We start from the raw sequence: 19,509 nt of genomic DNA, 5'->3' as shown, positions 1-19,509 counted from the left end.
TGGGACGCGTACACCAAACGCGACCAGGCCGAGATCGTCCACACCGCCCCCGGCGGCACCCGGTGAACACCTCCGGCTTACCCGCGGCGAACACGGCCACGCCACCCATGGTGATAGCTCTCATTGCACACGATGCGAAGAAACATGAACTGGCCAAATGGGCCCAGGCGCAACACGCCTGGCTCATGGGGAAGCGATTGGTAGCCACACGTAGTACGGCGCGCGTTGTGACCGAGTCGACGGGGTTACCCGTCGACTCGGTCGAGTCGGGGCCGTTGGGTGGAGACCAGCAGATCGGCGCGCTGGTCAGCACCGGACAGGTGACCTGCCTGGTGTTCTTCTGGGACCCGCTGGGAGTCCACCCGCACGCTCACGACGTGTATGCACTGCTGCGCCTCGCGACCCTGTACGACGTTCCCACCGCCACAAACCCGGCCACGACACATGCTCTTGCCGACTCGCGGTTCCCCTCGCGGATGCCGCAGCCAGGGCGATTGCAAAATCATGATGATCCGGTCACCGGACCCGGCTCTCGGCGAGAGCGCCTCGGCACCTACCGAACCACCCACCCCTGAACGTGGAGCCCCATTGTCTACTCTCGCACGCTGGTGCTACCAACACCGGGTCGTCGTCGTGCTGCTCTGGCTCGGCCTGCTCGGCGGACTCGTTGCCGCTTCGCAGAGCGCCGGAAGCGCCTACAACAACAGCTTCTCACTGCCGAACAGCGAGTCCAACAAGGCCCTGAACCTGTTGAGATCGTCCTTCCCCGCTCAGGCCGGCGACACGGACACCGTGGTCTGGCATGTCGACTCCGGCTCCGTCCGCGACAGCGCGACGAGGGAGCGGATGACCGACACCCTGGACAAGATCGCCAAGCTGCCCGAGATCAGCGGTGTCACCAGCCCCTACAGTGCGCAGGGCTCGGCCCAGATCAGCAAGGACGGCCGCACCGCCTACGCCCAGGTGAACTTCGCCAAGGTCCAGCAGGACCTCGACGATGCGGACGTCCAGCGGGTGATCGACACCGCTGATGCGGCCAGGACCGACGGCCTGCAGGTCGAACTGGGCGGCCAGGCGATCAAGAGCACCGAGCAGGCACCGCCGGCCACCAGTGAACTCATCGGCGTGTTGGCGGCCGCCGTGGTGCTCTTCATCGCCTTCGGCTCGCTGTTCGCCATGCTGTTGCCGATCCTGACCGCGACAGCCGGGGTCGGCACCGCCATCCTCGCCACGGGCCTGCTCAGTCATGGGATGACCATCGGTGAGATCGCCCCGACCCTGTCCACCCTCATCGGCCTGGGTGTGGGCATCGACTACGCCCTGTTCATCGTCACCCGGCACCGCAAGGGCCTGCAGTCCGGGCTCGACGTCCAGGAATCCCTGGTCAGGGCGGTGAACACCTCGGGACGTGCCGTACTCTTCGCCGGCGGCACCGTTTGCATCGCCCTGCTGGGCATGTTCGTCCTGCAGACCGAATTCCTCAACGGAGTCGCCGTGGCTTCGGCGCTGACGGTGGCGCTGACCGTCCTCGCCGCGGTGACCCTCCTTCCGGCCCTGCTGGGACTGCTCGGCATGCGGGTTCTCGGCCGGCGGGCGCGGCGCAGGCTGGCAGCCGGCGAGCCACTGCCCGAGAACGCCACATCCGGCCCCTGGGTCCGCTGGGCCGCTGTGGTCGAGCGGCGCCCCCGTGTGCTGTCCCTGGTCGCGCTGGTGGTGATGGTCGCCCTCACCCTCCCCGTCTTCTCCCTGCGCCTGGGGTCGTCGGACGCGGGCAACAACCCGGCGTCCACCACCACCCGCAAGGCCTACGACCTGCTGGCCGACGGATTCGGCCCCGGCTTCAACGGGCCACTGCAGCTCGTCGCCCAGGTCCCCTCGGCCGCGGACAAGGCCGCCCTGACGAAACTGTCCGCCCGGCTGGAGAACGTCGAAGGCGTCGCGAGCGTCACCGCGATGCCCATCCGGCCCGGCTCCACGGTGGGCATCGTCCAGGTCTTCCCCACCGCCTCCCCCCAGGACAAGGAGACCTCCGACCTGATCGACCGCCTACGTGACGAGGTGATCCCCACAGCCGAGAAGGGCACCGCCCTCAAGGTCTACGTCGGCGGACCGACCGCGATGTTCAACGACTTCGCGACGGTACTCACCGGCAAGCTGCCGCTGTTCATCGTGGTGATCGTCATCCTCGGCGGGCTGCTGCTCATGCTCGCCTTCCGCAGTCTGCTGATCCCGGTCGTCGCGGGGGTGATGAACCTGCTGGCCGCCGGAGCCTCCTTCGGCATCCTGATCGCGGTGTTCCAGTGGGGCTGGGGCTCGGAAGCCCTGGGACTCGGCAGGGCAGGTCCGATAGAAGCCTTCCTCCCCGTGATGATGATCTCCATCCTGTTCGGACTGTCCATGGACTACCAGGTGTTCCTGGTCAGCCGAATGCATGAGGAGTGGGTGCACACCAAGGACAACGCCCGCTCGGTGCGCGTCGGCCAGGTGGAGACGGCGCGGGTCATCACCGCTGCCTCCGCCATCATGGTCTGCGTCTTCATCGCCTTCGTCTTCGGCGGCCAGCGCACGATCGCGGAGTTCGGCATCGGCCTGTCCGCCGCGGTCGCCCTGGACGCCTTCGTCCTGCGCACCATCCTGGTCCCGGCATCCATGCACCTGTTCGGCAAGGCCAACTGGTGGCTCCCGGCCTGGCTGGACCGCAGGATGCCCCACCTCTCGGTCGACCCACCCGACGAACCCTTCCCGGCCTCCGCACAGGACAGCCCGGCCCCCGAACCCGAGCCGTCCGCGCGTTCCTGAAGCCCGCCCCTGCGCCACAAGGCGGAACAGGCACCCGTGGTGGGGCGTCCCGGAGATCATGAGCCGGGACGCCCCACCAGAAGGCCATAGGCCGTATGAATCTCTGCCCGAGGTGACGGCGCCCCCGTGCCGCGCCCCGCCCGGTCGCACCACTCCCACGCCCCTGCGCCTATGCCGCCGCCGAGGCAGTCGCCTCCGGACGCGCGGGCGTCATACCCAAGATCCACGCCGGCGCCGCCGAGGGACTGCGAGTCCTGCACAACGCCCGCACCTCGGCCGTGAAGGCCAAGCGGTTCTTCCGCCGTCTGCTCAAGGAGTACGAGTACGTGCCCCGGGTGATCGTGACCGACAAACTGCGCTCCTACGGCGCCGCCCACCGCCAGGTCATGCCCTCGGCCGAGCACCGTCAGTCGAAGTACCTCAACAACCGGGCCGAGAACAGTCACCAGCCAACGAGGCAGCGGGAACGCGCCATGCGGCGCTTCACCTCACCAGGGCACGCCCAGAGATTCCTGTCCGCTTTCAGCGGCATCTCAGCCCACTTCCGCCCTCGCCGCCACCTGCTCACAGCCCGTGACTACCGCACCGAAATGACCCACCGTTTCACCATCTGGCGCACCGTCACCGGCTGCGCCCCCGCGAATGCCTGACGGGCACAACACCGGCCACACGAGACCACCCCAGCCTGCCCCAACTACCCCATCACCCACACAAATTGACAGTGCCGGGCTATGGCTTCTGAGCTGCGGTCGACGTGTTCGTCAATGATCGTCGCCTGTCGTGCTTCGCCGGTGTCGTGTTGCACGAATGTGGTACAGGGAGTGGGTGCGCTCGATCGCTGGAAGCGTCCCCGGTTGGACCGGGTGATGAGATCGCGTCTGGGGTTATGCGCTGATGCCGCGGAGGAGTCGTTCCATGGCGGTGGCGGATTCCTCTTTGGCTGTGTCGGGGTCGGGGGCGTTGGCGATGTAGAGGGCCGCCTCGTCGAGTGCTGCGAGCAGGATGTGGGCGAGCGCGTCGAGGGGTTGTGGGGCGATGGTGCCTTCGGTGACGGCGCGTTCGAGGAGGGTGCGGATGGCGCCGAGTCCGTACTTTTCCTCCAGGGTGCGCCATTGTTGCCAGCCGAGGACGGCGGGTCCGTCGATGAGGAGGATCTGCTGCACGTCACGGTGGCTGGCGGCAGCGTCGAGGAATCCGATCAGCCCGGATCTGAGCTGTTCGGCGGCGCTGCCGATCTGGTCTGCGCCTGAGGCGGCGGTCATGAGCTCGGTCTCGACGGCTTCGAATACCGCGTGGAAGAGCGCCTTCTTGCCGTTGAAGTGGTGGTAGAGCGCACCCCTCGTCCCGACCCCCGCTTCGGCCACGATCTCCTCGGTCCCGGTGTTGAAGTAGCCCTTGGTCACGAACAGGCGCCTGGCCGCCTCGAGTAGGGCCGCGCGGGTGGCCTCTGACCGCTGCGCGATCGCGGAGGCCCGGGTGGGGGGTTGCTCGTTCGACATGCCCTCAGTATGGTCCACATACAGATTGTATGTTGACTGATTCGGAGGACATGATGAGCACCAATACAGCGCTGGTGAGCGAGTTCTGCGACCTGATGGTCAAACGTGACGCGGAGGTCCTGCGCCGTTTCTTCACTGCCGACGCCGTGTACCACAACGTCGGTATGCCGCCGGCGGTCGGCGTCGACGCCATCGTAGAGAACCTGGCTCAGCAGATGACGGCGTTCCCAGACAGCTATGAGTACCGGATGGTCAACCTGGCTGGGGACGGTGATGTCGTGCTCACCGAGCGGGTCGACATGATCCGTACACCGGACGGTATCAAGCACGGGGTTCCGGTGATGGGCACCTTCGTTATCACTGGCGGCAAGATCAGCCGGTGGACCGACTACTTCGACACTGCGCTCCTCGTCAAGATGAACACCGGCGAGGACTACAGCGCCCTGGTCCCGCAATCGTCCTGATCCAGGGGCCGCGCCGCCCTTCTGTGCGCCCGTCGAGGTTTGGCTGTCATCCCGTCGCCTGATGGCGCCTCGGTCACGCCGTGCTGGGACCGCAACCCATTTCCGATCCGCCGGCCGAATTCGCCAAGCTTGCGGTCCCAGGGCGGCGTGATAGCCACCAGATCGGGCGACGGGATGACAACCGAACCGGCCACCATGCCAGCGTGACCGTTCCGCTTCTGCGCGCGTCATCCTGGAGCCTGCCTGCCCGGCGAGGGGAGTTGTTCTTCTCCTGCAGGTGTACGCCGACACCTGCGGGCTCTCCACGTTGACCCGTCCTCCGGTCGGTGTGATCGGCGCCTGGGAAGGAAGGGCCCGGTGCCGTCAGGAGACGGCAGCGGCCTGCTGGCGGGCTTTGGTGTGGGCGAGTCGGTAGGAGTCGCTGCCGGTCTCGATGATGTTGCCGCCGAAGGTGAGGCGGTCCACGATGGCCGCGCAGAGCCTCGGGTCGGTGAACGTCTTGGTCCAGGAGGAGAACGACTCGTTGGAGGCGATCGCCACGCTGTTCTTTTCCTCGCGCTCGGTCAGAACCTGGAACAGCAGCTCGGCGCCGCGCCGGTCCAGCTCCATGTAGGCCCAGCTCGTCAATACAGAGAAGATCGACTCGTCCGTAGCGGGCGATCGTCTCGGTCAGCAGTTTCTCGTCGGCGGCCTCGACGAGCTCGTTGACGAGCTTGGTGGCCGGGACGTGCTTGACCCGGAAGCCGGCCATCGCGGCCTCGGTGCCCAGCGAGATCAGCAGGTGTGACTTGCCGGTGCCGCTGTCGCCGATCAGACACAGGGGCAGCCCTTTGCGGACCCAGTCGCACGAGGCCAGGGTGTGGATGCAGCTGGGTCGATGGCGTGGTTCGCGTCGAACTCGAAGGTGCGCAGTGCCTTCTCGCGGGGGAAGTCCGCGGCTTTGATCCGGCGCTCGCAACGGCGGCGGTTGCGGTCGTCACACTCGGCCATCAGCAGCTCGGCCAGGAACCCGCGGTAGGTCATCTGATCGCGGACCGCGGCGTCGGCGAGCTCGGAGAACTGGCCGCGCATCGTGGGCAGCCGCAGGTTGCGGCAGGCGGCATCGATGGCGGCATCAGCAGCCTGTTCGGTCAGGCCGCGGTGACGGGTGACGCTCATGGCGGGGCTCCTTAACTGGTGGGACGCCCGGCTGACGGCCGAGTGTGACGCAGGAGTTGGTCGTAGGCGGCCACCGACGGCAGCGGACGTGAGTCGGGCGGCAGTGCGGCCAGGCGGCGTTCGGTTGGCCAGGACGTCCCCGCGCACGTCGGTCACGATGACTGCGGCGTCGGCGACCGGGGCCCCGCTGTCGGCGGAGCGCACCACCCCGGTCAGCCCGCTGGTACCGCTGAGCAGGATGTCGAACGCAACCGGCTCGTCGCCCACGGCCACTGTCGTGGCCTGCGGCTGGTATCCGTCTGCGGACGCGATGAGGACGTAGGATCCGGCGCCGGGCGCGTCCACGCCGTACGAGCCGTCGGCGCGGGTGACGGAGCGGCCCACCTGACGTCCTGCGAGCGGGATCAGCGTCATCGAGGCTCCGGCCAGGGGCGTCTTCCCCGCGCCTCGGGCGCGTCCACCGTCCGGTAGCCCTCCGGCAACGGCCGCGGCGGTGGAGGGCACCGGCATCCGCTGGGCGGCGGACGGGAAACGGTGACCCACTACTTCTCCATGGTGTTGGCCCCGGTGGCCGGTACGGCGGCCCTGTCCGGGATCGCGGTCGGTATGGCCGACTCGGCTGCAGTGTCCACCGCCCTGGCGGTGGCGGGGCGGTGGCGCGGGATGAAGGAGGCGAGGACGCACGCGAGGAGGCCGGCGCCGGCGCCGACGGCCATGACCGTCTTGAAGCCGTTCTCCGACGGCAGGGAGACGGAGCCGACCGTCGTCGTCATCTGGGAGAGGATCACGGCGGCGACCGCGCTGGCGGACGACGTGCCGATAGACCGCATGAGGGTGTTGAGGCTGTTCGCGGCACCCGTCTCGGACGCGGGGACCGCGCCCATGATGAGGGCAGGCATGGCGCCGAAGGTGAAGCCGATGCCGGCGCCGACGATGCAGGACGCCAAAATGAACTGCCAGACCTCGTCCATGAGGACGATGTTCAGGCCGTAGCCGGCGGCCACGATCAGAGCGCCGGTCATCAGGGTCGTCTTCGGGCCCCGGGCCTTGGAGAGGAGGGCGGACACCGGAGCCGCGGCCATCATCACCAGGCCCATCGGCGCCAGGACCAGGCCGGCGGTGAGCAGCGACCTGCCCAGACCGTAGCCGGTCGCAGTGGGCAGCTGCAGGAGCTGCGGCACGACAAGCATTATCGTGAACATGCCGAACCCAACGGCGATCGAGGCGACGTTGGTGAACAGCACCTGACGGCGCGCGGCGGTGCGCAGGTCCACCAGCGGTTCCTTGACGCGCAGTTCGAACAAGCCCCACAACAGCAGCACCACGACGGCCGCGGCGAACAGGCCGAGGGTGGTGCCGCTGGTCCAGCCCCAGTCGGCGCCCTTGGAGATGGCAAGGAGCAGGCAGACCAGGCCGGCCGCCATGCCGATGGCGCCGACGACGTCGAAGCGTCCGCCAGTGCGCACCTGCGACTCCGGTACGAGCGCCAGTACCAGGACGGTGGCGAGGGCGCCGGCGCCGGCGGAGGCCCAGAACAGCGTGTGCCAGTCGAAGTTGTCGGCGATGGCCGCGGCGGCGGGCAGGCCGAGGGCACCGCCCACGCCCAGGGATGCGCTCATCAGTGCGGTGGCGGAGCTGAGCCGCTCCGGGGGCAGCTCGTCACGCATGATGCTGATGCCGAGCGGGATGACGCCGGCAGCCATTCCCTGCAGCACCCGTCCGACGATCATTGGTGTCAGTGAGTCGCTGAGTGCGGCGATGACCGAGCCGGTCACCAGCATGACCAGGCTGACCAGAAGCATACGGCGCTTGCCGACCATGTCTCCCAGCCGGCCCATCACGGGGGTGGCGACGGCGCCCGCGAGCAGGGTGGCGGTGATGGCCCAGGAAGCGTTCGACGGCGAGGTTCCCAGCTGCTTCGGAAGGTCCGGGATGATGGGGATGACCAGGGACTGCATCAGCGAGAACACGATTCCGCCGAAGGCCAGGGCCGCCACCACGGCCTGGGGGCGCGGTGCTGTGGCCCTTCCGTCATCGACGGTTCGGGGACGGGAATGGGGCATGGTCGAGCCTCCGTAGGGGCGATCGGTAACAGGGATGGAGGGGACGTCGTGCGATCGTTCATTCGTCAGAAAGCGGGCAGCCCGTCAAGCGCTGCACAAGCGGCCGGGCACCTTGAGTTGAGCGCGTCCGCGAGACCCTGACGGTCGAGGCCTTCGCCGACGAGACCGCGGTCTCCCGGCGCACCCCTCCCGCCACGTCGCCGGCGGAGCAGGCACGGCTGTACGGCGCCCCGGGTGCGCCTCGCCGTCGCAGATCGAGCTATTTCGTACGCCCCCCGAAAAGGCTGCCGCGGAGTGTGCCGCTCCGGCTGCCCGTGAGCATGCGCTCTCCGTGGCCGGACGCAACACGGTGATGTCACCACTGATGCGGCGGAGGCGACCCGGCACGTCCTGCGAGAACACCGAGCGCGCACCCCCATTCGGCCGGCCCGTCGTCCCATGGGGTGCTTTACAGACCCGACGGCCAAAGGCCGACGGGCGGAAGTTGACTCCCCCGTCGACTTCGATGATCTCGCCGGTGACCTGGGAATTCGCGGGTGAGGCGAGGGAGAGGATCGTCGCGCTGTGGGCGATCGCTCCGCCCCCGGTTTCCTGCATGAAGGGCGCGGCCACCGTGGTCAGATCCTCCTCGGTGCGCGAAGCGATGACCCCGTCGGCGCCCGCTTCGGCGAGTGCCACCACCGTCGCGGCGCCAATGACCGGCCGGACCCGGTTGCCACGGCGACCTTGTCTGTGATCTGGAAGAGGTTGCTCATCACACCTGGACCGTAGCACCGCTCTGGCGATAAGTGTTAGTTGGCTTTCACTTATTTTCATGATGGTCACAACCCAGGGAACGGGTCACAACGAAAGCACCGGAGGTGCCGCCGCACTGGCGGTGTACGGCTTGACGTCGCCGCACGTGGCCTGACGGCCAGGTTGTGGACGGCCGACGGCCCGGCAGCGCGTACTACTGTGCAGTCATGGCGACGCAGGGACGGACCTTGAGGGCTGATGCGGCTCGTAACTACCAGCGGATCGTCGGTGTCGCGGTCCAGGCGTTCGAGGAGATCGGGCCGGAGGTGACCCTCGAGGAGATCGCTCGGCGCGCGGAGGTAAGTGTGATGACGGTCTACCGGCGTTTTCGCGCTCGCGACGAGCTGGTCCGAGCCATCCTGGACCACGTTCTCACCACGGAGATCCAGCCCATGGCGGCGGCGCACACCGAAGATCCGTGGCGAGATCTCGTCGACGTGCTCGGGGCCAGCATCGATGTACTGGCTCAACGGCAGGTCATCCTCTCCCTTGCCCGGGAGTCCGACGCGTTCGATGTCGAAAGCGTGCACCGCTACCTGCGCTCCCTTGAACGGCTGCTACGACGTGCCGTCGAGGCGGGGGTGGTGCGACCGGAGCTGGAGATTCGTGACCTGGCGGCGGTCATCGTCATGGTTCTGGCCACGGTGCGTCTAGGCGATCCCGACGGCGCGGGCCGCAGGCGCTACCTCGCCCTGGTCGTCGATGGGCTGCGCATCTCGCCGACCCCCCTGCCCCCTCCCCCGGCACGGGAGTTCCCCGGGTCTGCTGCCTACGCACAGGGACCGGAAGCCTGATCTCCCCATGCCACGACAGAGGGCCGTCGGCGAGGTGCCGGGGTGCGGGCTTGCCTCGGCCGTCTCGCGGCGCGATGAGTCTGCTTCACCTCCGATACGACCGGCCATCTGGTGACGAGTGAGGTCTACCTGGACCGCACCGCCTCGGGTACGACCGACTTCGACCCCAGCTTCTCCAGCACCGAGCGCGCCCCGCCGCACTCGACGGCAAGCCCCCAGCCTGCACATCCTGGCCGACGCGTCCTCCGTCGAGGTCTACGCAGAGAACGCCTCAGGCCAGCAGGACGTCCTCACCCACCAGATCTTCCCCGACCCCTCCAGCACCGGCGTCGACGTCTTCGCCGACAACGGAACCGCCACTCACCCACCGGAGGCCAGCCCGCCACCAACATCGGCCGCCACGCGAGCGCCGGAGCAGCCGCCACATTCGCTGCCAACGACACCGCGATCCCGAGGAGGAACGCCAGCCACACCACCGTCCGCGCCCGACGCCCCGCGCTCCGGGACGAGTTCAGCAGCCCCACAGTCGCCAGCAACAAGAGGCCGTCAACCGACAACGGCCACAACGTTGCGCTCACTGCGTCAGCCCCGCCCTGCAGGGCGAACTCCCGCTGATGCACATACGAGGCGTACCCGGCCACCGACGCCACCACCAACGCACAACCACGCCGCACCCACACCTCAGCCCGGATACCCGCACCAGCGCCACTCGGAGGAGCATCACGGACACTCACAGACGCACCGCGTGGCGTTTCCCTCGGGCCGGTCACCGGGAACCACCCCTACGACGACGCCGACGCACCCGCGGCACCGCGACCGTGCCGGAAAGAACCAGCTCACGGCCGGTACGGGGCCGTACAGATGCTGTCGGTGCCCAGCCGGGGGCTCGAACCTGCGCAGTCTGATCAAATGGGTGCAGCGTTCGCGGCGCTGCTGTGCGTGACGGTTCCCGTAGCACCGCCGAGACCAGGAGGGGGCCCATATCGCGCGCTCGTTCAAGCGCCGTCAAAGCGGAACCCTGCTATCCAGTTCTGGCAAGATATCTACGCAACTCACTCGCTTGCCGTCAGTTCTGTCCGTTCACCGGATCACGAAGCTCGTCAGCACCGCGGCTCTCGCCACGGCTGTCCCGCACAAGCGTGGCCAACCGCCTCGACCGACTCGAACCGACCCGCAGTTCCTTCCGCAAGGTCTCGGCCGAGACGGGTCGCTGATGCAGACGCCGATGCCTGGCATCGATCGTCCGAGCCTGAGCGAGCAAGGGATCATCGCCGTTCGGTTCACCACCGTCCACTCGTTCCGGCCCGGCTTCTCCGATCAGTCGATCGATCGGGCGGTGCACCAGAAGCTCCACCGACAGCAGCAGCGCGACCGGCGGTCACCCGGCCACCAGCACGGGCTTCCACTTCAGAGCTGGTGCCGCCGCGACGTTCGCCGCTAGCGAGACCGCGATCCCCAGCAGAAACGCCGACCACACAGCACCCCGCGCGCGACGTGAACGGGGTCCCGTCGGCTTCAGCAGACCGGCTGTCGCTGACGGTGTGAGGTCCCGCGAGATCTTGGACAGTTTGGTCCCAGGAGACGCTGGACGTCACCGGTAGATGCTGGACAGTCGCTACTTCCTCGTGCGCGCGACCGCCTTGAACTGCCTGATCGGCTTGTCGCTGGTGCGGGCATGGGTGGACAGTTCGACGTCACCGTCCAGGACGCGGAAGACGGTGTCCTCGATGAGGATGGTCACGGCTTTCCCGGCGTGAGCCCGACCGATCCGCAGGCGCTGGCCGCCGACCATCACCACGCCGTCCACCGGCACTTTGCGCTGAGCCCGCAGGGCCTGCGCCGAAGGAGGGATGATCGCCGTGCGCGGGCTGCGGACTCCGCTGATCTGCGCTCGTTGCTCCGGTGGGATGGGCGCGGGCAGCGTCTTGACCACGCGGCCGTCGGCGATGACATGCATCAGCTGGCCGTCGAACCGCAGGGTGACCTGCTGTCCGGCGAGCTGGGCCGCGAGCTTGACGCGCTGCCCGCCGAGGCCGACGTCGCCGTCCCGGCCGACCAGCCGATCGACCTCGACCACGAGCGGGGCCTGCGGCCCGTCGGGCAGGGCGGGCGTCGCTGGTTCGAGGCCGGCAATCCGCCCGCCGCGCTGCACCAGCGCCTTCAGGTCGGCAGCGGTGAACTGGGAGGTGCGGGTGCGGGCGAGTTCGCCGTCGATGAAGACGTGGATGCTGCGCTCATCAGCCCAGACGGTGGCGGTGCGTCCGCCCAGCGCGGCGGGGAACTTCAGCTGCTGGCCGGAGGGCAGACACAGCCTGCCGATCGGCGAGATGAGCGCCTCGAACTCCACTGCCCTGATGTGGGATTCGTCGACGGGCAGCCGCGGTGAGGGCAGCGGCGCGGGCAGCTGCGGCGCCAGCAGCCCGTCGCAGGCGTGGTCTTGTCCTGCGGCTCGGGCAGGTGGACCTCGTGCCGGTCCTGCTGCGGGTCCTTGGCCGCAGGGCGGAACCTGGCGGCGGGCACGGCCATGTCGAGTGCCTGGTGCGGCCGGCTGTGGTTGTAGCCATGCACCCAGGCGTCGATGGCAGCCTGGGCTGTTGCCTGGTCCGCGAACAGACCGACATGATCGAGCAGTTCACGCCGCAGGGACTTATGGAACCTCTCGATCTTCCCGGTGGTGGTCGGTGATCGGGGTTTGGTCAGCCGGGCGGTGATGCCGTTCTCCCGGCAGATCCGCTCGAAGAGGACCTCGGCCGGGACCGGCTTGGTGAAGCGGCCGGTGAACTGCTTGCCGTTGTCGGTCAACACCTCCGACGGCACCCCGTAGGTGGTCATGGCCTCGGCGAAGGCGGTGCACACCGCGCGGCTGGACGGCTCGGCGACCACCTTGGCGATCACGATAAACCGGGAGTGGTCATCGATGCCGGTGACCAGCTTGCACTCGCGCCCGCCAGCCAGGAACACCCCGCCCATGATGTCCAGCTGCCACAACTGCATCGGAGCGTCGCGCTGCCAGCGGCGGTAGACGCGGCGGTGGTTCTGCTCCTGGTGGTTGATCAGCCCCTGTCGGGTAAGGATCCGGTGCACCGTGGACCGGCCGGGCACCGGCACCAGACCACGCTGGCCCAGCTCGTGGACGATCCGGCGAGCGCCCCACCGTGGATAGGAGCGGCGCAGTTCACAGACCAGTGCCTCGACCTCGGCGGGCACCTGGTGCGGCGAGACGTGCGGTCGGCGCGACTTGTCCACCAGAGCGTCCAGCCCGCCGACGTGGTACCGCTCGACCCAGGTGTACACCGACTGCCGCGACGCACCGAACTGCCGGGCCACCTGCGCGACCGGGGCCCCGTCCAGCACTTGGAGCACCGCCCGGTACCGGTGCTCGGCCATCCACCGCCGGTCGTCCACCGGCTCCGGCTCACGCGTTTCCGTCACGGAAGGACCAACGAGCCACGGCCGTCCAGGATGTGCCGAGACCGTCAAAAGTGCCGTGGGACCGTCCAGGAACAGCCGGGACCAAACTGTCCAACAGCCCGTGGGACTTCACACTCCGGGGAGAACTGAGTGGCCGTTGACAGTCGCCAAGAGCAAGAGGCCATCGACAGACAGGGGCCACAACGAAGCGCTGACCACATCCGCTCCACCCTGCATCGCAAGCTCTCGCTGATGCACATACGAGGCGTAGGCCGCCACCCCGGCAACGACCAAAGCGCACAGCGGTCGAATCCACGCATCCGGATCGACGCCTCGGCTCCTGACGGTTCCTTCCTGGGGCTCGGTGTCAGCGCTCATCGAACTCACCGCCCGGCACCTCGCCCCAGTGCACAACGCGTGCACACCTCGACGGGAACTCTCGGGAACTCGCAGGTAGAAGCGGGATGTGCCCAGACACGGCAAAGGGCTCCGACCAGGCTATAAGGGCAGGTCAGCGATCCAGCGCACCTTCGGTGCGCGCCGGGGGCGTGGTAAATCCTGTGGCGCGCGCCGGGATGCCTCCGTCCGCCTCTGACGTGGGCTGATACCGCTGCGGGACGCTGGTGGGGTTCGTTCCGGCCGAAACCGATTGCTCTGTGATGCCGGTGAGCTCGCAGGTCAGCGTGGTACTGAGGGCCGTCCACGGGAACCGTGGAGTGTTGCTGCGAGCACGTGCGTCAGAATTCCTGATTCACCCTGGTCCTCCCGGAACGGCATGCCACTCGGCCGTTGAGGGAGGGGATCGGGACGTGGACGTGCTGCACGAACGCTGCGCCGGTGTGGACATCAGCAAGAAGGACGCCAAGGCGTGCGTCCGCGCCCCGAGCACCAAACGGCGGGGATCGTTCACGACCGAGACCACGACCTGGGGGTCAACGACGAATGCGGTGCTCGCCCTGCGCGATCACCTGCTCGCCGCCGAAGTCACCCTGGTTGTGATCGAGGCGACCTCGGACTGCTGGAAGCCCTTCTACTACCTGCTGGCCGAAGACCTGAACGTGATCCTGGTGAACGCCCGTCAGGTCAAGAACCTGCCCGGCCGCAAGACAGACGTCTCGGACGCGGCCTGGCTGGCCCAGCTCGGCGCGCACGGCCTGGTCCGTCCCTCCTTCGTACCCGATCAGCACGTGCGCGAGCTGCGGGATCTGACCCGGGCGCGCACCCAGATGACCCGTGAACGCGGCCAGATCGTGCAGCGGCTGGAGAAACTGCTGGAGGACACCGGGATCAAACTCGCCGCCGTCGCCTCCGACATCATGGGCGTCTCCGGCCGCGCCATGCTGGAGGCGTTGACCTCCGGGGAACGCGACCCACAGGTCCTCGCGGAGCTGGCCAGGCGCAGGCTCCGCAACAAGATCCCCGAGCTTGCCGAGGCGTTGACCGGACGCCTCCGCGAGCACCACGCGTTCCTGACCCGGCTGCACCTGGACCACTACGACCGACTCACCGACGCGATCCGGCAGCTGGACGAGCGGATCGAGGAGACGATGGCCCCCTTTCGTCCCGCGCTCGACCTGCTCGATACCATCCCCGGGATCAACCGCGTCGTCGCCGAGGTGATCATCGCGGAGACCGGCGGCGACATGAACCGGTTCGCCTCCGCCCAACACCTCGCGTCCTGGGCCGGGGTCTGCCCCGGCCACCATGAGTCCGCCGGCCGCACCAAGAGCGCCAACGTCCGCCCCGGCAATCCGTACCTCAAAGGCGCCCTCGGGCTGGCCGCCTTCGGCGCGGTGCGAATCAAGGACACCTACCTCCAGGCCCGATACAAGCGGCTCACCGCCCGCCGCGGCCCACTCAGGGCCCTGGTCGCCGTCGAGCACTCGATCATCACCGCGATCTGGCACATGCTCACCGACCACAAGCCCTACCACGAACTCGGCGGCAACTACTTCGCCCAGCGCGACCCTCAACGCGCCACCCGCCGCGCGATCAACGCACTCAACCAGCTCGGTTACACCGTCACCCTCAACCCACTGGAAGGCGCGGCCTGACCGACCGAGCCGGCACACCCGGCGACCACCCGGGTCACCCGGCCCTGCCCGAACCTGTCCTGACCTGCACCTATTTACGCGTCAGAGCCCTGCTGGCAGACGAGTCGGGCTGTACGCCGGGTTCTGTGTGCAGACAAATGCCCGCCCTCTGGCTGTCCCCTGTCGGCGGCCGGATGGTTTTGGATCCCCGCGAGCACTCCGAGGTCATTCTGGCGGCCGTTGGCTTCGATCATGGCACCGACGTTGGTGCGGCTCCAGCCAGCAGGTTGTCCAACGCGGCTTGTTCGAAGGCGTCGGCCAACGCCTTCGGGACACTCCCGACACCGACAGACGGCCCCGGCGGGCTCATCGAGCCCACGGCCGCCCGGCGCCTGGCTCGAAGAGAACCACTATCCACCCCCGGAAGTGGATCACCATCCAGTACTCCTCCCGAAGGTCGTCGGCGGGCCGAGGCGGCATCCACAACAGGAACGAGGGTTGCGTTCTCACTCAGAGACACAAAGCAGGGATGCCAGCCTGTCGGCTACTGAAAGCAGAACGCGCTCCGAGTACGGCCGCCCGATGATCTGAATGCCAATGGGCAGCCCCTGAGTGGTCGTGGTCACTGGGACGACCAGACTGGGGAGGCCAATGTGGCTGGTGAGGTTGGCCCAGCCGGTCTGGTCGAAGAAGTTCTGCTCCTGGCCGTCGACCGTAAGGGTGCGACTTCCTGCCGGGATCGCGGGTGTTGGTGCGGCCGGTGTGACGAGGACGTCGTGTTCTGTGAAGAACCGCTGCCAGTCCGATCGGAGTCGGGCGCGTTCTTCGTTCGCACGCAGCCAGCTGCGGTGGGTTTGGGTCCGATGGCGGAGAAAGATCGCGCGGGGGCTGGTGTCGTCGTCCTGCAGTTGTCGTGTGGCAGCGAGTTCAGTGGCAGCGGTTTCGTCGTTGGTGGTGGCCGTCGCGGTGGCGTGCAGAAGCTGTTCGAACAGGCGCGTGGAGTCGGCGAAGCCAACAGGTCCGGGTGTGTGTCGGACCAGGGCTCCGGCTGCGATCAGCGCCTTCTCAAGGGTGATGAGGGCTTGTGCGGTCTCGTGGTCGACGGGGCAGTTCGGGTCCTCGGCCCAGATCGCGATGCGCAGTTCGTCGACGCCCTTCCTGGCCGTCGGCAGGTCTAGGTGCCAGGGTGTTTCCTCGGCCGGTGCCGGTGTGGTGAGCGCGGTGAGGAGCAGGTCGAGGTCTCGGGGGTGGCGAGCCAAGGGGCCCGGTGTGACCATGTCGCTGCTGGTGAGCCAGCCCGGCGGCCGGGGAATGTGGCCGCGGGCCGGGACGAGTCCGTGTGTCGGCCGCAGTCCGTACACCCCGCAGTAGTGGGCCGGCAGACGCAGCGAGCCGGCAAGGTCGCTGCCGAGATCGGCGGGGGTGAGGTGGGCGGCGACCGCCGCAGCAGGTCCACCGGAGGAGCCGCCGACCGTCCGCGCTGGGTCGTGCGGGTTGAGCGTGGAGCCGAAGGGAGCGTTGTCGGTGTGGAGGTCCTGGCAGTAGGCGGGGGTGTTGGTCTTGCCCATAATCACCGCGCCTTGGTGGCGGAGCCGCGCGACAGCGTCGGCGTCCTGGTCGGGAATGTGGTCCGCGAGTTCCTGGGCTCCGCTGGTTGTGCGAAGGCCAGCCGTTTCGAAGCTGTCCTTGATGGTGATCGGGAGGCCGTCAAGGACCCCGCTGGCCTCGCCGCGGGCTCGGCGCTCGTCGGAGGTGTGAGCGGCTTGCCGGGCCGCGTCATCGTCGCGGGTGATGACGGCATTGAGGGTGCTGGCGTCGATCCGATCGAGGTGGAGGTCAAGCAGCTCGCGGCTGGAGATCTCCCGGCGCTCCAGAGCCTGCAGTTGGACATGCGCAGGCTGGCGGGTCAGGTCGGTCATGTGAAGGCTCGCTCGAGGTGGGGGGTGCGGGCGCGTTGGCGGGGAAGGTGGCGGGCGACGGCGAGGAGGGCATCGATGTCGTCCATCGGCTGGCTGGTCTCGGGGTTGGTATCGGCGAAGTCGGTGAGCTGGTCGGGATGGGGACGTTCCCCCGTCTTGCGGGCGGCGATTCCGGCGAGTATCTGGTCAGCAGAGACGGCGGCGTTCAGTTCCTCACCCGAGAGCCCTCGCACCCTGTGATGGGCTTCGCTGCTTTCACGGACGCCCGCTTCGAGGTACTGACGGATCACGAAGCGGCCGTCGCGGATCTCGACCGCCCGTCGGTAGAGCTTGAACCCGATGCTGCGGAAGCGGCGGCTCTGGGCAGGGGCGCCCTGGTCGACCGACAGGCGGATCTCGGGGGCTTCGCTGTAGAAGGCCAGCCACAGGCGGCGCAGGCGGTAGTAGCTGACGTACTGCCTGAACCGGTACTGAACGTTCTTGGCCTGGTCGGTGATCGTGGGCACCAGCCACCCGATCAGGGTGAGCATGGCGCCGACGTCGCCGCACGTCCAGGCGAAGTTCTCCCAGCCGGCGAGAGAGATGCCGAAGGCGCCCGCGATGACGTTGCCGGTCCGCACGCCGCTGTATCCGAAGGTAACGATGGCGCCCAGGGCGACGACCCGCAGACCGGCGCGGACGGAGGGGCGCTTACTGCGCCGGGCCAGGCGCCAGCAGCCGCAGGCGAGGAGTACCTCGCCGATCGTGTACGCGGTGACGTACAGGGTGAGGTACGCGGCGTACGTGTTGTCATGCGCGTAGTACAACGTGAAGTCGATCGGCCTCGGTGCGCTCGGCGTCAGCAGGGCGAAGAGCACCAGCAGCCCCGCGAACACTGCGAGGCCGGCACCTAGCCAGGTCCGCGCTCTCCTGCGGGCGATGTCCGGGGGCGATCCCCAGTAGGTGAGTACCACCTGCTGGCAGGCGATCAGCGCGATCACGCAGCCCTGGGCCAGGGGAACGGAGAGGTTCACGGTGCCCAGGACGCGGTCGAGGTAGTTCCACATCGGAGTGATGGAGAACAGGAACGACAGGCCCGAGAGCAGGAAGACGGAGGCCAGGGCCGTGGTGGCGGGATCGCGGCGACGGGTGGGGATATCCCTCAGAAGGCAGAGGAATCCGAGGATGGCGACCACGAGGCTGATCGGGTGGAGTAGGTCTTTCACGGTCGGGCTACCCGCCTACGCAACAGGGTGTGCGCGACGCGGTCCTGGACCGCGTCGCCGGAGGACTCGTCGCTGCGCAGCCACCGGTCAATGATCCGGCGCTGGAGGAGCGAGGCGAGGAGCTCGGTCTCGTGCTCCTCTGCGTCGTCGTACTTGGTCCGCCCCAGCATCATCCGCACGACGGCCGGGTCCATGGTGGTGACGAGCGCCGGCGCCGCGGCGGACAGCGGGCGGGCCTCGTGGTGTCCGAGGAACAGGTGCATGAACTCGTGAGCGATGATCTGATCTTGATGCAGACAGCTGGTCCGCGGGTCGTAGAACACATAGATAACGGCCTCCAGGACCGCACATGCCCCGCAGACCGACGGCGCCTGCTCTTGTGGCTGCAGTATCACCTCGCGCCCTGTACGGCGGGAGACCTCGTCGCGGAGGTCGCGGATGTTCGTGACGTCGGGAAGCTCCAGCGCGGCCAGGGGGTCATCCTGGCGCCACCGACCCGTGGACCACATTGTCATTCCTTGATCATTTGCTGAACTATAGGTGGAATACAGCTAGTTGGAGGGTGGCAGCCCCTCCATCTTTCGCACGCCATCCACGAGACCGAGGACCGCTTCCTTTCCGTCCGCTGAGACGTCGGACAGACGCAGGAGCACGTTTTTGATCTTCGAATCGCGGAGCAATTCCAGCAACTTCAGTTCCTCCGCGGTCTTTTCGGCGACCTCATCGTCGAACCAATAGGCGGCAGGCACGCCGAAAAAGCTTGCCAGGGCTTCAAGATGACGCTTCGTCGGATTGTCCCGACGACCGGTGCGCAGCATCCAGAGGTAGGTGGACGTCACGGTTTCGAGCCCTCGCTCGGCCATCAGCTCGGCCACTTCAGAGTTGCTGTACGGGCCACGGCCGGGCGGGTGCACCACTTCAAACAGGCGGTTGAGCCGGTCACTGAGCTTCTTCGCGTGAAGACTCGTCGGCTCCTCTGCTGGCTCTTTCATGATCCTTTCCAAGGCGGTGCGGCTTAACGGGCGTTCAGCCACTGTACTCCGCGATTAACACCAGTTGACGCGCCGATCTTGCGTATGAAAAGTTCTACCTCGCAAACGCTCCCCGCGTTTGCGCGTCCACCCTTCGGGATGGTCTGCCCGTTTCTACCGATAGGCGTGCACGGCATGCGTGACGCACGTCACTTTTACCTAGCGGCATTAGTTGCGCCTGTAATTACAGGGCGAATTTGATCTTCGAATGGAAGGCGCAGAGGCAACAGTGGGAAGGCTCGATCCCCTTCGCGATGCCCGCGCGAGTATTTCCGTCGGGTCATTCCGGCGCTGCGGTGAGCGGCCAGTCCTCGCCATGCTCGTGGACGGACGACTGA

13 protein-coding genes and 5 pseudogenes are annotated in these 19,509 nt (G+C 67.7%); 7 read left to right on the top strand and 11 right to left on the bottom strand.

The features are described from left to right. Positions 1-107 precede the first annotated feature (107 nt). The 3 genes and pseudogenes from O3Q52_RS11055 to O3Q52_RS11045 form a co-directional block, all read left to right on the top strand. Complete coding sequence (locus O3Q52_RS11055) at positions 108-575, top strand: methylglyoxal synthase (RefSeq protein ID WP_269648612.1); 468 nt, start codon at positions 108-110, stop codon at positions 573-575. Positions 576-588: 13 nt separating this feature from the next. Continuing rightward, positions 589-2,799, top strand: coding sequence for an MMPL family transporter (locus O3Q52_RS11050; RefSeq protein ID WP_269648611.1), 2,211 nt, complete (start codon positions 589-591; stop codon positions 2,797-2,799). 266 nt (positions 2,800-3,065) lie between these two features. Then, positions 3,066-3,449, top strand: a pseudogene (locus O3Q52_RS11045) (DDE-type integrase/transposase/recombinase); the annotation flags it as partial. Positions 3,450-3,683: 234 nt separating this feature from the next. Here the strand turns inward: O3Q52_RS11045 and O3Q52_RS11040 are convergent. Continuing rightward, positions 3,684-4,316 (bottom strand): TetR/AcrR family transcriptional regulator, encoded by a 633-nt coding sequence (locus tag O3Q52_RS11040; RefSeq protein ID WP_269648610.1) that lies wholly within the window; start codon positions 4,314-4,316, stop codon positions 3,684-3,686. Positions 4,317-4,348: 32 nt separating this feature from the next. Here O3Q52_RS11040 and O3Q52_RS11035 point away from each other — a divergent pair, with 32 nt between their 5' ends. Beyond that, positions 4,349-4,762 (top strand): limonene-1,2-epoxide hydrolase family protein, encoded by a 414-nt coding sequence (locus O3Q52_RS11035; protein WP_266531529.1) that lies wholly within the window; start codon positions 4,349-4,351, stop codon positions 4,760-4,762. Between the two features lie 363 nt (positions 4,763-5,125). On the opposite strand, the pseudogene istB reads toward O3Q52_RS11035, so the two are convergent. The 3 genes and pseudogenes from istB to O3Q52_RS11020 all read right to left on the bottom strand — a co-directional run bounded on the left by istB (position 5,126) and on the right by O3Q52_RS11020 (position 7,983). After that, positions 5,126-5,920: pseudogene (gene istB, locus O3Q52_RS11030) on the bottom strand (IS21-like element helper ATPase IstB). Between the two features lie 126 nt (positions 5,921-6,046). Further along, positions 6,047-6,397, bottom strand: a pseudogene (locus tag O3Q52_RS11025) (collagen binding domain-containing protein); the annotation flags it as partial. A gap of 65 nt (positions 6,398-6,462) precedes the next feature. Continuing rightward, positions 6,463-7,983: an MFS transporter gene (locus O3Q52_RS11020; protein WP_266586696.1), complete on the bottom strand. Its 1,521-nt coding sequence runs from the start codon at positions 7,981-7,983 to the stop codon at positions 6,463-6,465. Between the two features lie 962 nt (positions 7,984-8,945). On the opposite strand from O3Q52_RS11020, the gene O3Q52_RS11015 reads away from it, so the two are divergent. Next, positions 8,946-9,572 (top strand): TetR/AcrR family transcriptional regulator, encoded by a 627-nt coding sequence (locus O3Q52_RS11015; RefSeq protein ID WP_266586694.1) that lies wholly within the window; start codon positions 8,946-8,948, stop codon positions 9,570-9,572. Positions 9,573-9,690: 118 nt separating this feature from the next. Next, positions 9,691-9,873: pseudogene (locus O3Q52_RS11010) on the top strand (hypothetical protein); the annotation flags it as partial. Here O3Q52_RS11010 and O3Q52_RS11005 read toward each other — a convergent pair. The 3 genes and pseudogenes from O3Q52_RS11005 to O3Q52_RS10995 form a co-directional block, all read right to left on the bottom strand. After that, entirely contained in the window at positions 9,863-10,222 is a 360-nt protein-coding gene (locus O3Q52_RS11005) for a DUF2637 domain-containing protein (RefSeq protein WP_266588550.1), read from the bottom strand. The pseudogene O3Q52_RS11010 and the gene O3Q52_RS11005 overlap by 11 nt on opposite strands. Positions 10,223-11,187: 965 nt before the next feature. Next, positions 11,188-12,959, bottom strand: a pseudogene (locus tag O3Q52_RS11000) (IS481 family transposase). Between the two features lie 153 nt (positions 12,960-13,112). Continuing rightward, positions 13,113-13,361: a DUF2637 domain-containing protein gene (locus O3Q52_RS10995; RefSeq protein WP_266586692.1), complete on the bottom strand. Its 249-nt coding sequence runs from the start codon at positions 13,359-13,361 to the stop codon at positions 13,113-13,115. 431 nt (positions 13,362-13,792) lie between these two features. Between O3Q52_RS10995 and O3Q52_RS10990 the strand changes: the two genes are divergently transcribed. Beyond that, complete coding sequence (locus tag O3Q52_RS10990; RefSeq protein WP_266586690.1) at positions 13,793-15,037, top strand: IS110 family transposase; 1,245 nt, start codon at positions 13,793-13,795, stop codon at positions 15,035-15,037. A gap of 485 nt (positions 15,038-15,522) precedes the next feature. On the opposite strand, the gene O3Q52_RS10985 is transcribed toward O3Q52_RS10990, so the two are convergent. From O3Q52_RS10985 to O3Q52_RS10970, 4 genes are read right to left on the bottom strand one after another with little or no spacing between them, the layout of a single operon-like run. Next, entirely contained in the window at positions 15,523-16,935 is a 1,413-nt protein-coding gene (locus O3Q52_RS10985) for an amidase family protein (protein WP_269648609.1), read from the bottom strand. Next, entirely contained in the window at positions 16,932-18,140 is a 1,209-nt protein-coding gene (locus O3Q52_RS10980; RefSeq protein ID WP_266586686.1) for an MAB_1171c family putative transporter, read from the bottom strand. Before O3Q52_RS10980 ends, O3Q52_RS10985 begins: the two co-directional genes overlap by 4 nt. Then, a complete protein-coding gene (locus O3Q52_RS10975; RefSeq protein WP_266586684.1) occupies positions 18,137-18,649 on the bottom strand; it encodes a hypothetical protein in 513 nt (170 codons plus the stop codon). The genes O3Q52_RS10980 and O3Q52_RS10975 overlap by 4 nt, the downstream gene beginning before the upstream one ends. 42 nt (positions 18,650-18,691) lie before the next feature. Next, entirely contained in the window at positions 18,692-19,132 is a 441-nt protein-coding gene (locus O3Q52_RS10970; RefSeq protein WP_052425335.1) for a hypothetical protein, read from the bottom strand. Positions 19,133-19,509: the final 377 nt, after the last annotated feature.

The organism is Streptomyces sp. ActVer (assembly GCF_027270795.1).
Lineage (GTDB): Bacteria > Actinomycetota > Actinomycetes > Streptomycetales > Streptomycetaceae > Streptomyces > Streptomyces umbrinus_A.
Note: the sequence above shows the minus strand (reverse complement) of the source record. Positions and strands in the feature narration are given on the sequence as shown.

Excerpts from the sequence above, each read along its gene's own strand:
- O3Q52_RS11020 (WP_266586696.1), bottom strand. The coding sequence starts at position 7,983 with ATGCCCCATTCCCGTCCCCGAACCGTCGATGACGGAAGGGCCACAGCA.
- O3Q52_RS11015 (WP_266586694.1), top strand. The coding sequence starts at position 8,946 with ATGGCGACGCAGGGACGGACCTTGAGGGCTGATGCGGCTCGTAACTAC.
- O3Q52_RS10970 (WP_052425335.1), bottom strand. The coding sequence starts at position 19,132 with ATGAAAGAGCCAGCAGAGGAGCCGACGAGTCTTCACGCGAAGAAGCTC.
- O3Q52_RS10985 (WP_269648609.1), bottom strand. The coding sequence starts at position 16,935 with ATGACCGACCTGACCCGCCAGCCTGCGCATGTCCAACTGCAGGCTCTG.
- O3Q52_RS10995 (WP_266586692.1), bottom strand. The coding sequence starts at position 13,361 with ATGAGCGCTGACACCGAGCCCCAGGAAGGAACCGTCAGGAGCCGAGGC.
- O3Q52_RS10975 (WP_266586684.1), bottom strand. The coding sequence starts at position 18,649 with ATGTGGTCCACGGGTCGGTGGCGCCAGGATGACCCCCTGGCCGCGCTG.
- O3Q52_RS11035 (WP_266531529.1), top strand. The coding sequence starts at position 4,349 with ATGATGAGCACCAATACAGCGCTGGTGAGCGAGTTCTGCGACCTGATG.
- O3Q52_RS11055 (WP_269648612.1), top strand. The coding sequence starts at position 108 with ATGGTGATAGCTCTCATTGCACACGATGCGAAGAAACATGAACTGGCC.